Below are 18,802 nucleotides of genomic sequence, written 5' to 3' on the forward strand. Positions count from 1 at the left end.
ACAATTTTTGTCTGTTATTGTTTGTTTCCGCGATCACGGCATTTTGCGATAGCATGGGATGGTAGTTGCATGGTTATCGATTTGTTTTGTAGAATTTCGCACCGAAAAGGAAGATTACCAAATAGCAGATAATAGGCAGGTAATAGGCTGTGGCCACGTCCTGATCCGCTATCTTACCCATTAGAAATGGAAATATCGCTGCTCCGACAACCCCCATCACGATAAAGGATGATGCCTGTTGGGTATGTGGACCAAGGTCTTTAAGTCCCAGACTGAATATCGTTGGGAACATGATACTGAAAAAGAAGTTAAGCATCAATAGGGCGGCAAAAGAGGGCCATCCCAGGCTCTGTCCGATAATGATACACATGAACACATTACATGCCGCGAAGGTGGCCAGCAGCCTGTTTGGAGCGATGTACCGCATCAGGAAAGTACCCACAAACCGGCCCACGGTCATCATCACCATGCTAAGTGCAAAATAATAACCGGCCAGTTCATCGGTAAATCCCATTTTTTCATGGCCATAGTTGATAAAAAACGCCCAGGTACCGCCCTGTGCTGCCGCGTTGAAAAACTGCGCAACAATAGCCCATATAAAATGTCGATGCTGAAACAGCCGTTTCGGGGCAGACAGTACGGCGGATTGTTCATCCCCTTCCACCTCATGGCCAAGCGTTGGTACCCGTAAAAAGCTGAACATAACCGCAACCAGGGATATGGCAACGCCGATGCCGATGTACAGCATTTCAATGGAAGTTAAGCTGCCAGGCGCCCCAATATTTCCGCTCAGGATAAAGTAACTGCCCAGCAGCGGCCCGATAATGGTGCCCAGGCCATTGAATGACTGAGCAAAATTGATGCGCCGGTCACTGGATTCCTGTTTACCCAACGCGGCCACAAATGGATGGGCTACGGTTTCCAGCGTTGCCAGGCCGCAGGCCAATATAAACAGGGCTATCCGGAAGAAACCGAACGATTCGGCACCTGCCGCAGGGACAAAGAGAAAGGCCCCTATTGCATAGAGTGATAATCCCAGCAGCACTCCGTTTTTATAGCCGAAGCGTTTCATGAACATCCCTGCGGGAATCCCCATAACCGCGTATGCTCCAAAGATGGAGAACTGGACGAGCCCCGACTCGGCTTTGGATACGCCCAGCACGTTCTGAAAATGTTTATTCAACACATCACCCATCGTGATGGCGATCCCCCAGAGCATGAAAAGCAGGGTAACAAATCCAAATACTACCCAGTACCTGCGTTCCGTTAATTTGGCTGTACCCGCCTGAGGCTTGTCTGCGGCGGAAGGGATTCCTGCTGATGTGGTGTTGTGATCCATTACTTCAGATTTATTGGCTATTGCGATTGGCCAAATATAATAAACCGTTTTAGCAATCCAACAATTTTTCGTTATCCAGCACAATGGTCCGTTTCTCCCGCCAGCTTTGCTCCGCCAGTTCAATTATCCGGATGACATTGCGTGCGGCGGTTGCAGTCACCGCCAGTGCGGCGCGGCCACGTACGGCATCACACACATTACGGTAGAATGCCGGATAATCGCCACGTTCGCTTTCCACATAGGCAATGTGGTCGGCACCGTCTTCCAGCACATTCAGTTTTCCCCATATTGCTTCCGGTTCTTTTCCCCATTCAGGGTCTCCCAGCGGGGACGCACCTGCTTTCAACGCGGCTTCCTGGGGGTCGATACCATATTTCACAAATGCACCCTGCAATCCGTACAGGGCGTAACGCGGCGATGGTTCTTTGACCAGCATGGAGCTTTTCAGGGTAACCTTAAGTTGGGGATAGTGCAGAATCAGTTCAAAATCATCCACGGCCTGTGCACCTGGTCGTTGCATGCGCAGGTCGGCATTAATGGCTTCCGGTATGCCGAATAACTGTAACGATTGGTCGATCAGGTGGGCGCCCAGATCATATAGGATACCTGACCCGGGCAGGTTCATTTCACGCCACGCGTTTTCCTTCAGCGTATTACGGAAACGGTCGTACCTGGCTTCGAAAGAGACCAGCTCCCCCAGCCTACCGCCCGCTATTATTTTTTTGATGGTCAGGTAATCGCTGTTCCAGCGGGCATTGTGATACACGCTGAGTAAACGGTTATGCCTTCGGGCCAATGCAATAAGCTCGTCCGCCTCGGCCGAGGTATTGGTAAATGGTTTTTCCACCACAACATGTTTACCGGCCGATAATGCTGCTTTGGCTAACGCGTAGTGAACATCATTTGAAGTCGCGATCACAATTAGATCGATATCATCGGCATGGATAATCTCCTCCGCAGCCGTTACGCCGGTCGCATCCGGATATCGCGTTGCCAATAGCTCCTGCTGGTCGGGTCTTCTGGCTGTTACCTTAAGCAACCGCAGTCCGTCAACCGCACTGATTGTCGGCGCATGGAAAACCTGGCCGGCCATGCCGAAGCCGATGAGGCCTACGTTTATTTTTCTTGCTGGCTGCATCACATCCGTTCTGGTACTTCAATACCCAGTAATTTCATCCCGTCGGCAATGACACGGGCTGTGGCTGCCGAAAGGTTCATTCTAAAATCACGGACATTCCCATCCTCCGCCTTCAGTATGGATTCCTCGTGGTAGAATTTATTATATTGTTTCGCCACGTCGTAAATGTAATTGGCCAGCTGGGCCGGACTGAATTCCCTTGCAGCCGATTCAATTACGGCAGGATAATTACCCAGCAACTGAATCAGGTCCCGTTCAGCCGGCGCAAGTACCGTGAGGAGTTCAATAATTGACTGCGAACCATAGTCCCCTTTCGTCAATACCGATTTAATGCGTGCATGGGTGTATTGAATAAACGGGCCGGTGTGCCCCTGAAAATCAATGGATTCATTCGGATCAAAAAGCAGGCGCTTCTTCGGTTCAACCTTCAGCAGAAAATACTTAAGTGCTCCCATGCCAATGATGTGGTACAGGTGGGCCTTTTCCGTTGCTGCAAGCCCCTCTGTCTTTCCGAGTTCTTCCGTACGTTTGCGGGCAGTATCCTCCATTTCATCCATCAGGTCATCCGCATCGACCACGGTACCTTCCCGTGATTTCATCTTTCCTGAAGGGAGGTCGACCATCCCATAGGACAGGTGGAACAGGCCGTCTGCCCATGATTTGCCCAGCTTTTTCAGTATCAGAAACAACACCTTGAAGTGGTAATCCTGTTCGTTGCCCACCACATAAATGGATTCATCTACACCAAAATCATCATACTTCAGCTGTGCCGTCCCCAAATCCTGTGTGATATATACCGACGTTCCGTCGCCCCGGAGTACCAGCTTTTCATCCAGTCCATCGGCCGTCAGATCGATCCAGACCGATTGGTCTTCTTTTCTGTAAAACACGCCTTTATCAAGCCCTTCCTTAATCAGATCTTTACCTAACAGGTAGGTGTCGGATTCGTAATAATATTGATCAAAGTCGACGCCCAGACGCTGATAAGTTTCCTCAAACCCCTGATATACCCATCCATTCATGGTTTTCCAGAGTGTAATCACTTCCGGGTCCCCAGCCTCCCAACGCCGAAGCAGCTCCTGCGCGTCCCGGATTAAGGGAGCATTCTTCTTAGCCTCCTCCTCACTTTGGCCCGCTGCTTTCAGTGCATCAATCTCCTTTTTGTACGCCTGGTCAAAAAGCACATAGTACTTACCCACCAGGTGGTCGCCCTTCATACCGCTGCCTTCGGGCGTCTCCCCATTGCCCCAGCGCTGCCAGGCAAGCATAGATTTGCAAATGTGTATTCCGCGGTCATTGACCAGATTGGCTTTAGTTACTTCGTAACCAGATGCTTTCAGGATTTCCGCAACCGAATAGCCCAATAAGTTATTCCGGATGTGGCCCAAATGCAAGGGCTTGTTCGTGTTGGGTGAAGAATATTCCACCAGCAATTTCCGGCCATTGGAGGGGAGTCTTCCAAAACCTTCTGCCGAGATATGCGTTGTGAATAACGTAGCCCAATAGGTGTCAGACAGGCTGATATTGAGAAAGCCCTTAATGGTATTAAATGAAGTGATTTCGGGGAGGTGCTGCATCAGGTATTGACCAATCGCTTCGCCTGTTGCTTCCGGCGATTTCCGGGAAAAGCGGGTGATCGGGAAAATAACGGCGGTCAGCTGGCCCTCAAATTCTTTTCTCGTTTCCTGCAGGGTAATCTGGCCTTCGGGCAAATCACCGTCAAATAACGTTTTTACAGCCTGCTTAATATGGTGTATGAGTTGTTGTTGTATCGTTTGGGTCATGTAAACAGTAAAGCATTAATTTATTTCTATTGCAGGTATATTGCGTTTCATATCGAAAGCATATCTTTGCCAAAAATATAAAAAAATGCAGAGCTATCAGGAATTTCTTGACCTAAGCGTGGGCTTCCCGCAGGATGGATTCGAAATTATAGATGATGAATTATATTTTCATGACCTGAATCTCATGGAGATGATCGAAACCTATGGGACACCCTTGCGGTTTACCTATCTGCCGATCATCAGCAAGAAGATCCAGCAGGCCAAAATTCTGTTTCAGACCGCAATCCTCAAACATAATTATAGGGGTTCCTATAAATATTGCTACTGCACGAAAAGTTCGCATTTCCGGCACGTGGTGGAAGAAGCGCTTAAAAACGACATCCACCTGGAAACGTCTTCCGCTTTTGATATGCCGATGATTGAAGCGATGGAGAAGAAGGGTACCGTTACCAAGGATATTACGGTGATCTGCAATGGGTTTAAGACCTACCAGTATAAGCAGTACATTATCGATATGCTGCACGACGGCTATAGAAATATCATTCCGGTACTCGACAATAAAGAGGAATTCAATCTTTATGACGATGAAGTGGAACTTGATGAACCCTGCAACCTGGGTATCCGCATTGCGGCAGAAGAACAACCCGACTCGCCTTTTTATACCTCGCGCCTGGGCATCCGACTGGAAGATATACTCGATTTTTATAACAGCAAGATAATCTCCAACCCGAACTTCAAGGTTAAGCTGCTGCACTTTTTTATTAATTCCGGCATTTCGGACACGCCCTATTACTGGACTGAACTGGAAAAATATGTAACGCTGTACTGCAAGTTCAAAAAGATCAATCCCGACCTGGATACCCTGGACATTGGCGGCGGCATGCCATTCAAGGACTCGCTGGTACACGACTTCGACTACGAATACATGGTAAACGAAATCGTGAACCGCATCAAGCAGATCTGTGCCGTCCATGAAGTAATGGAACCCGATATCATTACCGAATTCGGCAAATATACCGTTGCCGAGGCATCGGGTATCCTGTATAAGGTGATTGGCCGGAAACAGCAGAATGACCGCGAAAAATGGCTGATGCTGGACGGATCGTTTATTACCAACCTGCCTGATGTGTGGGCGCTCAATCAGAAGTACATCCTCCTTCCGGTAAATAACTGGGACTCGGAATACGAACGCGTTAACCTTGGCGGAATTACCTGTGACGGACAGGATTACTACAGTCAGGAAGCTCACATCAATAGCGTATTCATGCCTAAAACACGAAAACTTCAGTATCTCGGTTTTTTCCATACGGGCGCGTACCAGGAAGTATTGAGTGGATACGGCGGCATACACCATTGCCTGTTACCGTCGCCAAAGCATGTGCTGGTACGCCGGAATCGCGATGAAACTTTTAATTTCGAAGTGTTTGGTGAGGAACAGAACAGCAAACAGGTACTCCGGCTGCTGGGATACCAATAAGCTGTAAATACGCCTTTCCTTAATTCCCGACCCGGAGTTGCTCGTAAAGGAGACCGAAATTCCCTTCGCCGTCCATCCCCTCCATCCGGATCGAATAGCTTCCCGGACGGTCAGCTGTGTAAAATGAAACGGTCGCTTTCCCGTTTTCGTCCGTGAACAGCTAAATCCTATTGCAGCATCCCGGGAAGTCTAGCTAATATACATAAAATCCCAGTTTCCCAGTTTATTTGAGCTACCACCATCAGGAAAATCGGAGCCCGGTCCCTGCTACCGCCCGGGCTATGTTTCTGAAATAGCGAGGGATCGGCTAGGGGTTGGCTTCGGACCTTGGTCGGAGCTTGACCGTACCTCAGTCGCACTTTGGTCGTACCTTGGTCGAGAAAATCCCGAAGCCGACTCGAAGAAGGACCGACCAAAGTGCGACTGAGGTCCGAAGCCAACCCCTAGCCGGTCCGAAGCCATTCCGAAGACAGGAAACAATAAGTAAACCAAAATACAGTTTAGTAAATAACTAATTATTTTAGTACTTTTACAGCATAAAATGAGCAGCACCGCCATCAATACACTGGAATATGCCATCGTGGATATCGAAACCACTGGCGGGTATGCAGCGGGAAGCGGAATCACCGAGGTTGCCATCCTCATTCACGATGGGCAAAACGTAGTGGAACGCTTTGAAACGCTGATTAATCCCCAATGTGCCATCCCATTATCCATCCAGGCACTTACGGGCATAAATAATGAGCTGGTAGCCAACGCACCGGCATTCAGCGACGTAGCCCGGCGGATCTTCGACCTGCTGAGTGGCCGGGTATTTGTTGCTCATCACGTTAATTTTGACTATTCGTTTATCAAGCACCACCTCCAGACAGCCGGCTACACTTATGTAGCCCCCAAACTCTGTACCGTGCGGATGAGTCGAAAAATACGGCCAGGCCTAGCCTCTTACAGCCTTGGCCGGTTATGTGATGTGCTGGAGATACCGATCACCCACCGGCACCGTGCAGGCGGGGACGCAGAGGCCACCGCAATACTATTCACCAAGCTACTGGAATGGGATACCGGGGGTGCCATTCGGGAAATGCTCAAAAAAACGTCAGGACATCAGCAGCTTCCCCCCAACCTGCCAAAGGAACAGGTAGACCAGCTACCCCACAGTACAGGCGTCTATTATTTCAGGGATAAAACCGGGAAGGTCATTTACGTTGGCAAAGCACTGGATATCCATAGCCGCGTAACCTCCCACTTTACCGGACATAACCCCAACCCACAACGGCAGCAATTCCTGCGACACATCCATTCCGTCACCCATGAACCCTGCGGCACCGAGTTGATAGCGCTTTTGCTGGAAGCAACCGAAATTAAGCGACTTTGGCCAGCATACAACCGGGCGCTGAAGCGTTTTGAACCCAAATTTGCCATATACGTGTATGAAGACCAGCAGGGCTACCTGCGGATTGCCGTAGGAAAATACGGCAAAGGTCACCCCCCTGTCCAGGTGTTTTATCGCCAGATGGACGCTGTTAATTCGCTGCATGCGTTGATTAACGAGTTTGAACTCGACCGGCAATACTGTTCTTTCGGAGGTACAGCGAACCATCATGCTGTCAGGCCACACGTGGTGCCCCCCGAACAGCATAACGAGCGGCTCCGGTCGGCACTCCACGGGCTGCAACGTACCAATGCAAATTTCGCAGTGATTGACCAGGGACGAAACAGTAATGAAAAAAGCTGTATATGGGTTGAAAACGGCAATTTATATGGCATGGGATATTTTCCCGTTGGTCCGGACTCATTTCTCGACACCGAAACCGTCAAGGCTTCACTGACCCGTTATACCGGCACCCATTACATGATGCAGCTGATTAATTCCTACGCAGAAAAGCACCCCTTAAAAATCTGGAAAACAGATCATTTAACAGCATTTTCTTTTTTGTAAACCGACACTGCCATAGGGTTGTCAGCGATACAGTGTTTCTTTGTTCTGTTCACCAAAAAATAACAAAAATGACAGCACAGCACATCACAGCAGACACGGTTTTTACTCCCGCACAGGCATTGGACCATTGGCAGGGACACCGCAGCCTCACCCGTCGGGTCATTGAGGCATTTCCTGAAGACAAACTATTCTCCCATTCGATCGGCGGAATGCGCACGTTTGCCGAACTGGCTATGGAGCTGAACCGGATGGCGGCAACCGGTGCACACGGCATTGCTACTACCGAATGGAAGGAATTACCGGCGCTGGTAGGTACAGACGGACCGGATACTGCGCCAATCACAAAACAGGGGATTCTGGAGTTATGGGATTGGAGTACCGCGTACATCAACACCGTTTGGACACGGCTGAGGCCCGGGCGCTTTCAGGAAACCGACATCGCCTTCGGCCAATGGGAGGGGCAGCTTTGGTGGCACTTGTGTTATTTTATCGATAACGAGGTCCATCACCGCGGTCAGGGATATGTTTACCTACGTGATTTGGGTATTGAGCCGCCACCATTTTGGGACCGTTAATGACGTGTGCTTACCATGCAGGTTGTGAGGTTTTCTCACGACGACAGCGGAACGATCCGGAATGCTGAAGCCGCTTGGATATGCATGTGATCGCAAACTTGCATATCCAAGCGAGTTTATGTAAATTTGTACATTAAACTTTCGGATGATGACTCAAACGGAAAACTACCAGACGGTAAAGAAAATTTTCGAGGCGTACCTGGAAAATAAAGGCCTCCGGAAAACACCGGAACGCTACGCTATTCTCGAAGAAATTTATTCGCGTAATGACCATTTTGATGTGGAATCGTTATACATCCACATGAAAAACAAAAAATACAGGGTGAGCCGCGCTACGGTATACAATACCCTGGAATTGCTCGTTTCGTGTGATTTGGTTACCAAACACCAGTTTGGCAAAAACATGGCCCAATTTGAAAAATCATATGGATACAAGCAGCACGACCACATCATCTGCATCGAATGCGGAAAAGTTGTCGAATTCTGCGATCCCCGGATCCACCAGATTCAAAGCATGATGGGCGACCTCCTGAAATTCGACATTAAACACCATTCCCTAAATCTGTATGGCGTTTGCAGCGATTGCTCTGCAAAGAAAAACGCGGTTCCGGCGGCAGCGGATGACGTGCTGGCAACGGCGCACTGAACTGCCCTGGCAGACCACCTCCCGGTATACACAGGCACCAAGGATTGACAAATGACAGACAGGACACGCTTTTCGATTTAAACCTCGGAGAATATTAAAATTATGTTAGCTTTGCTCCGGGTTTGTACGGGTGCGGATTAGAATAGGATTTCAATCTTCAATACAAAAAAAATATGCAAGTTGATGTGCTTTTGGGCCTGCAATGGGGCGATGAAGGTAAAGGAAAAATCGTTGATGTACTTTGTCCGAAATACGATTTAATCGCTCGGTTCCAGGGCGGTCCAAATGCGGGACACACACTCGAATTTGATGGCCAGAAATATGTATTGAACACCATTCCATCCGGAATATTCAATCCGGAAACGCTTAATCTCATTGGCAATGGCGTGGTTATCGACCCCATTATTCTTAAGCGGGAGCTGGACGCCCTTAAACAAAATGGTTTCGATCCCGTAGCTGCGGGGAAACTGGTCATTGCAAGAAAAGCACATCTGATTCTGCCCACGCATCAGCTGCTGGATGCTGCCTCGGAAAGCAAAATGGGGGCTGGTAAGATTGGATCGACCCTGAAAGGGATTGGGCCGACCTACATGGATAAAACCGGCCGGAATGGCCTTCGTGTGGGTGATACTACCCTGCCTGACTTCATGGACAGGTACCGGAAGCTGGTGGATAAACATAAATCAATCCTGGCACATTACGGTGAGATTCCCGATTTTACGGACCGGGAGACCGCATTTTTTGAAGCCGTGGAATTCCTTAAGTCCATTCCGCACGTAGACAGCGAGCACCTCGTTAACCAATACCTCCGCGAAGGAAAACGGGTACTGGCTGAAGGGGCACAAGGCACGTTGCTCGACATTGATTTCGGATCTTATCCTTTTGTTACCTCATCGAATACCACGACTGCAGGAGCCTGTACCGGGCTGGGTATTGCCCCCGCCAAGATCGGACAGGTAATCGGCATTTTCAAGGCCTACTGCACCCGTGTGGGCGGCGGTCCCTTCCCTACTGAACTGGAAAATGAAACCGGTGAAAAACTCCGTCAGCTAGGCCACGAATTCGGTGCTACAACCGGGCGTGCTCGGCGTACCGGCTGGATCGACCTGCCGGCACTGAAATATGCCATCATGCTCAATGGAGTCACCGAGCTGGTGATGACCAAGGCCGATGTATTGAGTGGTTTTGAGCAGATCTATGTCTGCACACATTATATCCAGAATGGCGAGAAAATCGACTACATGCCTTACGATATCATCAGTCTGAAGCCGGAACCGGTATATGAACAGTTGACCGGGTGGAACGAAGACATATGCGGAATTACTGACGAGAAACAGATTCCATCGACATTGCAGGCATACATCCGTTACCTTGAAGAGCACCTCGGCGTACCCATTAAATATCTTTCCGTAGGTCCCGACCGCAAGCAAACGCTTTTATTGAGTTAATTGAACAATGGTATCATCGGCATACCACCTGGACGACAGCGACACATTCATTCAAAAGGCGTTGCAATGGGCTTCCGGGTTCGATTGTGCCTGTTATCTGGATTCCAATAATTACCGGGATCAGTACGGCAACCTTCACGTATTCCTCGCCGTAGGTGAGTCTGCGTCCTTTGTTTCTGACGGAGACAATACCTTTGAAAAACTGCAGGAGTTCATTGACGCCCATCCACAAACCTGGATACCGGGATTCCTGGGGTACGATTTAAAGAATGAGATCGAAGGGCTGGAATCCCGGCACCCCAACCATACGGGATTTCCGGACGCTTATTTTTTTGTTCCAGCCACGGTATTGCTCATCGGGCGGTATAACGTGGAAATCAAGGGCAACGACCCACAGAACATCTATCAGGAAATTGTCCGGACCGAGGTAACCAATGCACCGGTGGAATTCCATGGGCATTTGCACTACCGCATGAACCGACAGGCGTATTTTGAGGCCTTTTCCCATATGCAGCGCCACATCCAGCAGGGCGATATTTACGAAGTGAACCTCTGTCAGGAATTTTATTCGGAACACACCGCCCTGCAGCCCCTGGAGGCGTACCGCAAGCTGAACGAATTATCACCGACACCGTTTTCCTGCTTTTTCAAATACGGTCAAAAATACATCCTGTCAGCATCACCGGAACGATTTCTTTCCAAAAATGGTCGCACGCTACTATCACAGCCCATTAAAGGCACGGCTCCGCGCGGAAAAAATGCAGAAGAAGACCAGCAATTAAAGGCCGACCTGCTGGCGAACCCCAAGGAAATCAGTGAAAATATCATGATTGTTGACCTGGTACGCAACGACCTTACCCGGAGTGCACAGCCCGGCACCGTAAAGGCATCGGAATTGCTGCAGGTTCATAGTTTTAAACAAGTACACCAACTCGTATCAACGGTCACCTGTCAGTTGCGCGACGGATTATCACCAACGACCGCTATCCGGGACACATTTCCACCGGGATCAATGACCGGTGCTCCGAAAATCAGTGCCATGAAACTGATAGACCGTTACGAGCATAGCAGACGCGGCATCTATTCAGGCGCGATCGGCTACTTCAGTCCGATGGGTAATTTTGATTTCAGTGTGGTCATCCGTACCATGCTATATAATGCGGAAAATGGATACCTATCATTCCATACCGGCGGAGCCATCACCGGGAATGCAGACCCGCACAGGGAATACAACGAATGTCTGCTGAAGGGAAAGGCGCTATTTGAAGTGCTTAAAAGTCATTAACCAGTTCCTTGCTGTGGGCGGTTGATAAACGATCGTGCGCGTATTCCCGCTAAACCGGAGAAACCACTTACAAGACCAATAATCAGTACCGCCAGGAAGGTCAATGGAATTATACCGGGTATTCCATCCGCTCCCAGTCCGGCCAGGAAGATTCCCGCCACGCGATTGCTCAGGTCGACTTCCGCAACTGCGTGCAAATACAGTGCATATACCAGCCAGATACTGACACCGCCGGTTGCAGAAATCCAGTATGCGGCCACCGCGGTTTTCCCTTTCCACCAGCACAGGATAAAGCAGACCGGTGCAATAGCCCACCATGGGCCGATATAAGATGCTACCGCACCAATAACCAGTATCAACAGATATAATCCGATCATCGTGGGTTGGGTTTCAGTGAAATTTGATACATCATTCGTCCAGGTATCGATTGTAAATCTTTTATAAATAGCAGTGTATCCAGTTTTCCGCTTGCCCATCGATCAATCATATTATCGTAAAAAGGGCTCCCGGGATTGCCTGATTGGCCGCCCGGATATAATCCATATGCCGTGGGCCAATCACGATCCAGCTGGACCACCATCCGCCACGATGGACCGTGTGTAGCCGTTGTTGCATTGATTACTTCCCCGCCACCGCCGGTTTGGATACCGGTACGCCCAAATGACGTAAACGCGGGCACCAAATGCATAATCCTCGTATGTTTTACGTTTGCCCAAGCCCAGTCATTCGATGACAACGGGCCAAACTGTTCACGCAGCTTACAGAGTGCAGCCATAAAGCTTTGCGCAGCAATATCAGTCATGGATTCAATACTCGAGGTGGTGTGGCTATTATCAAACCAACTGGCTGTCGGGTCATTTTCAATCAGCGAAAATGTACGATCAAGGCTGGGATATAGCATCCGCCCATCCATTGGAAATTCGTCATCCCACATGGCCCGTCGTAATTCGGGAATCCAGTATTCAAAAATGGAAGCACCTATTTCCTTTGCATCGTTACGGTAGTTCCACTTGCTTAACACGGTAAATTCGGAGAGTTCACGTATACTGTCAATTGATGCTAAAACCGGGATCAACTTAGGTAAGATCCGCCGCGCATCCACATTAAAATTATCGTTCTGCAACCGGCGTAGGCTATCTGCATTGGCTCCGTTCATGGCAGCCAGCCGTTCGTTAATACGGAGTGCGCGGCTGGAGTGGGCAAATTTCCAGTCGAGGTAATACGGGTAAGTTGTATCCGTGGGGAACTGGTTGGCCGAGCTCAGAAAGCCAGCGGATGGGTTTTTTACCGTCGGGTTCTGGCTGGCGGGGATCCATCCCTGCCAATCGTGACTGGCGAGTGTGCCGTCTAGCAAGTATTTCCCCTGCCCTTTCCATTTCAGTGGCAATCTGCCATTGGATGTGATGGCGATATCGTTCCCGTTGCTCGAAAAGATAAAGTGCTGCGCCGGTGCCACAAAATAAGTCAGCGCCTGACGGTAGTCGTCATAGTCCTTTGCCCGGTTCAGGTAATGGAACGTCAACATGTCCGAACCATCGGTTTCATTTGTTATCCAGCGCATAGCATAACCTGCAGGGATATTACCTATTGACGCTTCGCTACCCTGGTTCACTACCGGCCCATGATGGGTATACAGTACAGTATCCCGCACCATGGCACCGCCCTTTATGATGAACGTTTCCGTGTGGAAGACAACCGGCTTCCAAGAATCATCATGCCAGTATTCCCGACGCGTGCTATCGCGGAACCGTATGCGGTAAAAATCCATCACATCCGACCCTACGTTAGTAACCCCCCATGCAATGTCTTTCGTGAACCCGATAATGATGGCCGGTGTACCGGGCAATGCTACCCCATATACATTCACCCCCGGAGCCGACAGCTGCATCTGGTACCAGATAGACGGCAGTGTCAGCTGCAGGTGCGGATCATTGGCCAGCAGCGGAAGGCCCGTGGCAGTCCGGCTGCCATGTACAGCCCAATTGTTGCTGCCAACCTCCGGCCGGGGAGTGGCTATTTCCATAGCCATGCGCTGGTCTCCGCCGGGGACTGTCCAGGTCGTGTCCGGTACCGAAGGAGTGGTCAGGGGAGTAAATGCCCAGGGTGTGCCTACTGGAATAACAGGCGATTCTACCCCCGGATAATCCGGAAACAGGTCGGCAATTACATTTGGGCCATACGTGGCAAGCACATTCGTCAACCGGTCATCGTTACTGCCCCCGTTCAACGTATTCCGCATGTTCATCAGCATTAAGATTGTCTTTTCGGGCGACCAGTGTTCCGGGGCATAGTTTAACAGTTTGTATTCAATCGGTAACGACCGATAGCGTAACTGGTCGATGTAAGCATTGACCCCTGCTGCATAAGCTGTGGCTATTTTGCTGGACAAGGTGTCGGTTTTCAGTTTTTCGGCTATGGTTGCTGCAGATCGGGCCATTCCCATCCGCCTATTGTTGCGGTCAAACGCCAACGCGGCGTCGCCCACAATCTCCGTCAGGCGGCCAGCCGCTACCAGCGTATAGAATTCCATCTGCCATAGGCGGTCCCGCGCAACAACATACCCTTGGGCAAAATACAGGTCTTCGTCGTTCTGTGCAAAAACGTGGGGTACGGCATTATCGTCGTACCAAATTGTCACAGCTTCCTTCAGTCCACCTACCGCCAGTTCCATTTTCCCCGACGGCACTGCTGTCTCCGCATTTTGCAGGTAGCCCTGAAACGGACTCAGCAACTTACCCATCGGTGGAATCGTACCCCAGGCGTTGCCGAACAGGTAAATCAGTCCTACCGCAACAAACAGAGGCCAGAAACAGCGGATAACTTTCATCATTTAGGTAATCGGGCACATGCCGTTTGATCCAAATTTAAACAAATGCGACAGATTAAGCAAATTGAACCTATCCGACTCCTGATGTGCCTATCTCGGTGATGACCATATCTGCTAAGTTATTCAGTTTACCCAGGACAGCCGCCGTCTGTGCCCTGGGGATTTCCAGCGTTACAGTACAACGATTGTCGAAATCCTGTTCAATAAGTTCCAGTCCGCCTTCTTTTACAATACGCATGACCTGGTTAAGCTGCAGGTAATCAAATGCCAATACAAAGCGGTCGTTGACGGTAAGTTCAGTGATGTTGGCTGCGGCCAGGGCTTCCTGTGCAGCCGTTTTATAGGCATTGATAAGGCCGGGTACACCGAGGAGCGTGCCGCCAAAATAGCGGACCACAACCAACATGATATTGGTTACGTCATGGGAAAGCAGGGTATTGAGTATGGGTCTTCCGGCTGTCCCCGTGGGTTCGCCATCGTCGTTCAGCCGGAATACCGAACGATCCGGAGTGAGCCGGTATGCCCAGCAGTGATGGCGGGCCTTGGGGTGGTTCAGTTTTAATGCCGAGAGCCTGTCTTTCGCCTCCTGGTCACTGCGAACGGGATAGGCATAAGCGATAAACTTACTTCCCTTATCCCTGAATTGTCCTTCCGTGGGCGCGTCGATTGTCCGGTAAGTTGTTGCACTCATAGATATGCGATGACAAGCACGGCTACGATCGCCAAAGCCATTCCAATTTTATTTAATAATGATAATTTTTCGTTGAAAACAAAGACACCCACCAACGCGCCCAGGGCGATCACACCGATATTCATTGCAGAAAACACAATGGAAGGATTTTCCGGCAGTGCCCTGTGGGCCCGCATGTATAGCAGGATATTGCCGAAATTGAATATGCCCAGCAGCAGGCCCCAGAAAATAGCAGCAACGGAAAACCGACGCTTCCCCGCCGTGGTGTGGTAAACCAGGTAGCCCAGCGAAACCAGGGTAGCCAGTGCAAATACCAACAGCATGGATGTCGTGTAGGGAATTTCACGATGCTGGGCTACCTGTTTAAAAAAAACATCAATGATCCCCATACCGAAAAAGACCACCAATGGGTACACCCAGGTCTTAACGGTATCCCCCCTTGGCCCGCCCCTGCGGCTTCCCTTGTGCCAGCCAATGCAGCAGGCGATGGCAACGAATCCAAGTCCGATGCCTGCCAGCTTCCCCCTGTCGACGGTTTCCCCAAACAGCCAAAACGCCGCCAATAATGCAATGGACAACGACAGTCGTTGCGCAATTTCCGTACGCACAATCCCTGTATAATGAATAGATACCGCGATGGCCAGAAAAATTCCAGGCAACAGCAACGCCAGTGCCAGGTACAGGGACCACGGCAGTGCATCCGGCCGAAGATTGGTAAAGACCGGATCAAGTAAGAGCCAGGTAAGGCCAGTGGCTACCGGATAATTCCACACAATAAGCTGTCGCGAATCCACCGAATAGCGGCGGGCCAGCTTAAGGATAACCGAAACGGCGACACTGCACAGTGCGCTGAAAAGCACATACACCATAGGCATTGGATAAGCGTGTCGACAAAAGTACGTAATATACAGATGAAGCCGTTAATCTCCGCTAAATTCGCTAATTTTGCGTCCAAAATCGCGAATACATGAGCATAGCAAAAACATATAATCCCAAAGAAGCCGAAGACAAATGGTATAGCTATTGGATGGGTAATGGTTTTTTCCGATCGGTCCCCGACGAACGCGAACCATACACCATTGTTATGCCTCCACCCAATGTCACCGGTGTGCTGCACATGGGACATATGCTCAACAATACGATTCAGGATGTTCTGATCCGCCGTGCGCGCATGCAGGGCAAGAATGCCTGCTGGGTGCCGGGTACGGATCACGCATCCATCGCCACGGAAGCCAAGGTTGTGGCAATGCTCCGCGAACGGGGCATCAACAAGAAGGACCTGACCCGTGAAGCGTTCCTGGAATATGCATGGGAATGGAAGGAAAAATATGGCGGTATCATCCTGAAGCAGCTGGAAAAACTGGGAGCCTCATGCGACTGGGACCGAACGAAATTTACGATGGATCCTGCACTTAGCGATGCCGTTATCGATACCTTTATCCGCTTGTACCGTGCAGGCTACATTTACCGCGGGGTGCGCATGGTTAACTGGGATCCCCAGGGCCGGACCGCACTGTCGGACGAAGAGGTTATCCGTCGGGAAGTTAATCAGCAGCTCTATTATATCCGCTATACAGTTCAGGACGCAGCCGGTGGACCGGCTTCATTGACCATCGCAACGACACGTCCCGAAACGATTATGGCCGATACTGCTGTATGTATTAACCCTGATGATGCGCGTTACCGTCATTTAAAAGGAAAGAAAGTCTTCGTACCACTGATTAACCGCGAAATTCCGGTAATCGAAGACACTTACGTGGATACCACTTTCGGAACCGGCTGCCTTAAAGTGACACCGGCGCACGACCTGAACGATTACGAACTCGGGCAGCGCCACAACCTAGAGGTTATTGACATCCTGAATGACGACGGCACACTGAACGAGCGCGCAGAAATCTTAATTGGTCTCGATCGTTTTGCTGCACGCCGGGAAATCGTAAAGCTCCTCGATGAAGCCGGTCACCTGGAAAAAACAGAGCCCTACACTTCGCAGGTCGGGTTTTCGGAACGCACAGATGCTGCTATTGAACCACGGCTATCCATGCAATGGTTCTGCCGGATGCAGGAGCTGGCCAAACCGGCGCTGGACTACGTCATTAAGGGTGACGTCAAGCTTATACCGGATAAATTCATTAATACCTACCGCCATTGGATGGAGAACATCAAAGACTGGACCATCAGCCGGCAGTTGTGGTGGGGACAGCGTATCCCCGCCTGGTATAATGACCAGAATCAATGGGTAGTAGCCAGAACGGAAGAAGAAGCCAGGGCCTTGTTTATTGCGGAAGGAAAATCAACGGACAGCATCCGACAGGAAGATGATGTATTGGACACCTGGTTTTCCTCCGGTTTATGGCCGATGTCGGTATTTGACGGGATCGCCCATCCGGATAATGCCGATATCCGTTACTACTACCCAACCAACGACCTGGTAACCGCCCCCGAAATTCTCTTTTTCTGGGTTGCCCGTATGATCATCTTCGGACATGAATATACCGGCAAGCCCCCGTTCCGCAACGTATACCTCACCGGCATTGTCCGCGACAAACTGGGCCGAAAAATGTCCAAGTCGCTGGGAAATTCACCGGATCCGATCCAACTGATGGAACAATACGGCACCGACGGTGTACGGGTGGGCATGCTGCTGTCCTCTCCTGCAGGCAACGACCTGATGTTTGACGAATCTTATTGTGAGCAGGGGCGTAATTTTGCCAACAAAATCTGGAATGCATTCCGTTTAGTAAAGGGCTGGGAAGTTGCGGATATCCCCGAGACTGCGGCTCAGCAGGAGGCCGGTCGCTGGTTTGCCAACCGATTTAATCAGGCATTAGCGGAGATTGAGGATCACTTTTCCAACTACCGGATATCGGACGCGCTGATGACTTCCTATAAACTCATTTGGGACGACTTCTGTTCGTGGTACCTTGAATTAGTAAAACCAGCATATCAACAACCTATCGCCAAAGATACATATGAGACTACCAAGAATCATTTTGAACAGCTATTAAAGCTTATTCATCCGTTTATGCCATTTATCAGCGAAGAGCTTTGGCACGATGAACTGTTTGGAAAACGCGACAAACTCGACTGCTGTATTGTGGCCACATATCCACTGGGGGGGCTATTTGACGAAAACAACCTCAGTGAGTTTAATTTAGTACAACAGACTATATCCGAAATAAGAAACCTTCGGAATACTAAGCAAATATCGCCAAAAACGGCGTTGCCCCTGGTCATCCACACACACTCCGGAATGGATTACGGTCGCTACGCTGCTTGCATCGAAAAGCTGGCCAACACAGCGACCATTACCTTTTCTGACGGGAAAGCCACCGGAGCCACCAGTTTTCTGATCGGTCAGGATGAGTTTTATGTAGACATTGCCCAAAATATTGATACTGAAGCCGAAAAACAACGACTCATCAAAGAAATTGAATACCTCAATGGCTTCCTGAAATCCGTAAATGCCAAGCTGTCTAATGAGCGTTTTGTGCAAAATGCCAAAGCGGAAATTGTGGCAAATGAACAGCAAAAGAGAGTCGACGCGGAAGCCAAGATTGGGTTATTGCAGGACAGCCTCAACAGGCTGTTGGCAGTGGATTAAAAAAATATCATTTTTATCACAACTCTTACCAAATAGAATTGCATATAAA

At 49.8% G+C, this 18,802-nt stretch carries 14 protein-coding genes; 7 read left to right on the top strand and 7 right to left on the bottom strand.

From position 1 onward, the window contains the following. Window positions 1-73 precede the first annotated feature (73 nt). Genes NEV57_RS02830 through argS form a run of 3 tightly spaced genes read right to left on the bottom strand, consistent with a single transcriptional unit; the run spans window position 74 to window position 4,261 of the window. A complete protein-coding gene (locus tag NEV57_RS02830; protein WP_307876377.1) occupies window positions 74-1,339 on the bottom strand; it encodes a sugar MFS transporter in 1,266 nt (421 codons plus the stop codon). Window positions 1,340-1,388: 49 nt separating this feature from the next. Next, the gene (locus tag NEV57_RS02835) at window positions 1,389-2,477 is read right to left on the bottom strand and encodes an oxidoreductase (RefSeq protein ID WP_257656761.1); all 1,089 of its coding nucleotides are present in this window, start codon (window positions 2,475-2,477) and stop codon (window positions 1,389-1,391) included. Beyond that, entirely contained in the window at window positions 2,477-4,261 is a 1,785-nt protein-coding gene (gene argS / locus NEV57_RS02840; protein ID WP_257656762.1) for an arginine--tRNA ligase, read from the bottom strand. The genes NEV57_RS02835 and argS overlap by 1 nt, the downstream gene beginning before the upstream one ends. 85 nt (window positions 4,262-4,346) lie before the next feature. Here argS and NEV57_RS02845 point away from each other — a divergent pair, with 85 nt between their 5' ends. From NEV57_RS02845 to NEV57_RS02870, 6 genes are all read left to right on the top strand, one after another. Continuing rightward, a complete protein-coding gene (locus NEV57_RS02845) occupies window positions 4,347-5,738 on the top strand; it encodes an arginine decarboxylase (protein WP_257656763.1) in 1,392 nt (463 codons plus the stop codon). A 541-nt stretch (window positions 5,739-6,279) separates the two neighbouring features. Beyond that, the gene (locus NEV57_RS02850; protein WP_257656764.1) at window positions 6,280-7,677 is read left to right on the top strand and encodes an exonuclease domain-containing protein; all 1,398 of its coding nucleotides are present in this window, start codon (window positions 6,280-6,282) and stop codon (window positions 7,675-7,677) included. A gap of 68 nt (window positions 7,678-7,745) precedes the next feature. Next, the gene (locus NEV57_RS02855) at window positions 7,746-8,252 is read left to right on the top strand and encodes a DinB family protein (protein WP_257656765.1); all 507 of its coding nucleotides are present in this window, start codon (window positions 7,746-7,748) and stop codon (window positions 8,250-8,252) included. A gap of 148 nt (window positions 8,253-8,400) precedes the next feature. Continuing rightward, the gene (locus tag NEV57_RS02860) at window positions 8,401-8,898 is read left to right on the top strand and encodes a Fur family transcriptional regulator (protein WP_257657032.1); all 498 of its coding nucleotides are present in this window, start codon (window positions 8,401-8,403) and stop codon (window positions 8,896-8,898) included. Between the two features lie 173 nt (window positions 8,899-9,071). Beyond that, window positions 9,072-10,346: an adenylosuccinate synthase gene (locus NEV57_RS02865; protein WP_257656766.1), complete on the top strand. Its 1,275-nt coding sequence runs from the start codon at window positions 9,072-9,074 to the stop codon at window positions 10,344-10,346. 7 nt (window positions 10,347-10,353) lie between these two features. After that, a complete protein-coding gene (locus tag NEV57_RS02870; RefSeq protein WP_257656767.1) occupies window positions 10,354-11,631 on the top strand; it encodes an anthranilate synthase component I family protein in 1,278 nt (425 codons plus the stop codon). On the opposite strand, the gene NEV57_RS02875 is transcribed toward NEV57_RS02870, so the two are convergent. From NEV57_RS02875 to NEV57_RS02890, 4 genes are all read right to left on the bottom strand, one after another. Next, entirely contained in the window at window positions 11,628-12,008 is a 381-nt protein-coding gene (locus tag NEV57_RS02875; protein ID WP_257656768.1) for a hypothetical protein, read from the bottom strand. The genes NEV57_RS02870 and NEV57_RS02875 overlap by 4 nt on opposite strands. Further along, window positions 12,005-14,461 carry a penicillin acylase family protein gene (locus NEV57_RS02880; protein ID WP_257656769.1) on the bottom strand — a complete coding sequence of 819 codons (2,457 nt, stop codon included), beginning with the start codon at window positions 14,459-14,461 and terminating at the stop codon, window positions 12,005-12,007. Before NEV57_RS02880 ends, NEV57_RS02875 begins: the two co-directional genes overlap by 4 nt. Window positions 14,462-14,528: 67 nt before the next feature. Further along, window positions 14,529-15,149 carry an IMPACT family protein gene (locus tag NEV57_RS02885; protein WP_257656770.1) on the bottom strand — a complete coding sequence of 207 codons (621 nt, stop codon included), beginning with the start codon at window positions 15,147-15,149 and terminating at the stop codon, window positions 14,529-14,531. Then, entirely contained in the window at window positions 15,146-16,024 is an 879-nt protein-coding gene (locus tag NEV57_RS02890) for an EamA family transporter (protein ID WP_257656771.1), read from the bottom strand. Before NEV57_RS02890 ends, NEV57_RS02885 begins: the two co-directional genes overlap by 4 nt. A gap of 92 nt (window positions 16,025-16,116) precedes the next feature. Between NEV57_RS02890 and NEV57_RS02895 the strand changes: the two genes are divergently transcribed. Continuing rightward, entirely contained in the window at window positions 16,117-18,753 is a 2,637-nt protein-coding gene (locus NEV57_RS02895) for a valine--tRNA ligase (protein WP_257656772.1), read from the top strand. Window positions 18,754-18,802 lie beyond the last annotated feature (49 nt).

Origin of the sequence: Parapedobacter lycopersici (assembly GCF_024643285.1) — a bacterium.
Classification (GTDB): domain Bacteria; phylum Bacteroidota; class Bacteroidia; order Sphingobacteriales; family Sphingobacteriaceae; genus Parapedobacter; species Parapedobacter lycopersici.

Bases quoted from the DNA above. Each gene is read 5' to 3' on its own strand.
- NEV57_RS02855 (WP_257656765.1), top strand. From the start codon at position 7,746: ATGACAGCACAGCACATCACAGCAGACACGGTTTTTACTCCCGCACAG.
- NEV57_RS02860 (WP_257657032.1), top strand. From the start codon at position 8,401: ATGACTCAAACGGAAAACTACCAGACGGTAAAGAAAATTTTCGAGGCG.
- NEV57_RS02880 (WP_257656769.1), bottom strand. From the start codon at position 14,461: ATGATGAAAGTTATCCGCTGTTTCTGGCCTCTGTTTGTTGCGGTAGGA.
- NEV57_RS02890 (WP_257656771.1), bottom strand. From the start codon at position 16,024: ATGCCTATGGTGTATGTGCTTTTCAGCGCACTGTGCAGTGTCGCCGTT.
- NEV57_RS02895 (WP_257656772.1), top strand. From the start codon at position 16,117: ATGAGCATAGCAAAAACATATAATCCCAAAGAAGCCGAAGACAAATGG.
- NEV57_RS02875 (WP_257656768.1), bottom strand. From the start codon at position 12,008: ATGATCGGATTATATCTGTTGATACTGGTTATTGGTGCGGTAGCATCT.
- NEV57_RS02870 (WP_257656767.1), top strand. From the start codon at position 10,354: ATGGTATCATCGGCATACCACCTGGACGACAGCGACACATTCATTCAA.
- NEV57_RS02850 (WP_257656764.1), top strand. From the start codon at position 6,280: ATGAGCAGCACCGCCATCAATACACTGGAATATGCCATCGTGGATATC.
- NEV57_RS02845 (WP_257656763.1), top strand. From the start codon at position 4,347: ATGCAGAGCTATCAGGAATTTCTTGACCTAAGCGTGGGCTTCCCGCAG.
- argS (WP_257656762.1), bottom strand. From the start codon at position 4,261: ATGACCCAAACGATACAACAACAACTCATACACCATATTAAGCAGGCT.
- NEV57_RS02865 (WP_257656766.1), top strand. From the start codon at position 9,072: ATGCAAGTTGATGTGCTTTTGGGCCTGCAATGGGGCGATGAAGGTAAA.
- NEV57_RS02885 (WP_257656770.1), bottom strand. From the start codon at position 15,149: ATGAGTGCAACAACTTACCGGACAATCGACGCGCCCACGGAAGGACAA.
- NEV57_RS02830 (WP_307876377.1), bottom strand. From the start codon at position 1,339: ATGGATCACAACACCACATCAGCAGGAATCCCTTCCGCCGCAGACAAG.
- NEV57_RS02835 (WP_257656761.1), bottom strand. From the start codon at position 2,477: ATGCAGCCAGCAAGAAAAATAAACGTAGGCCTCATCGGCTTCGGCATG.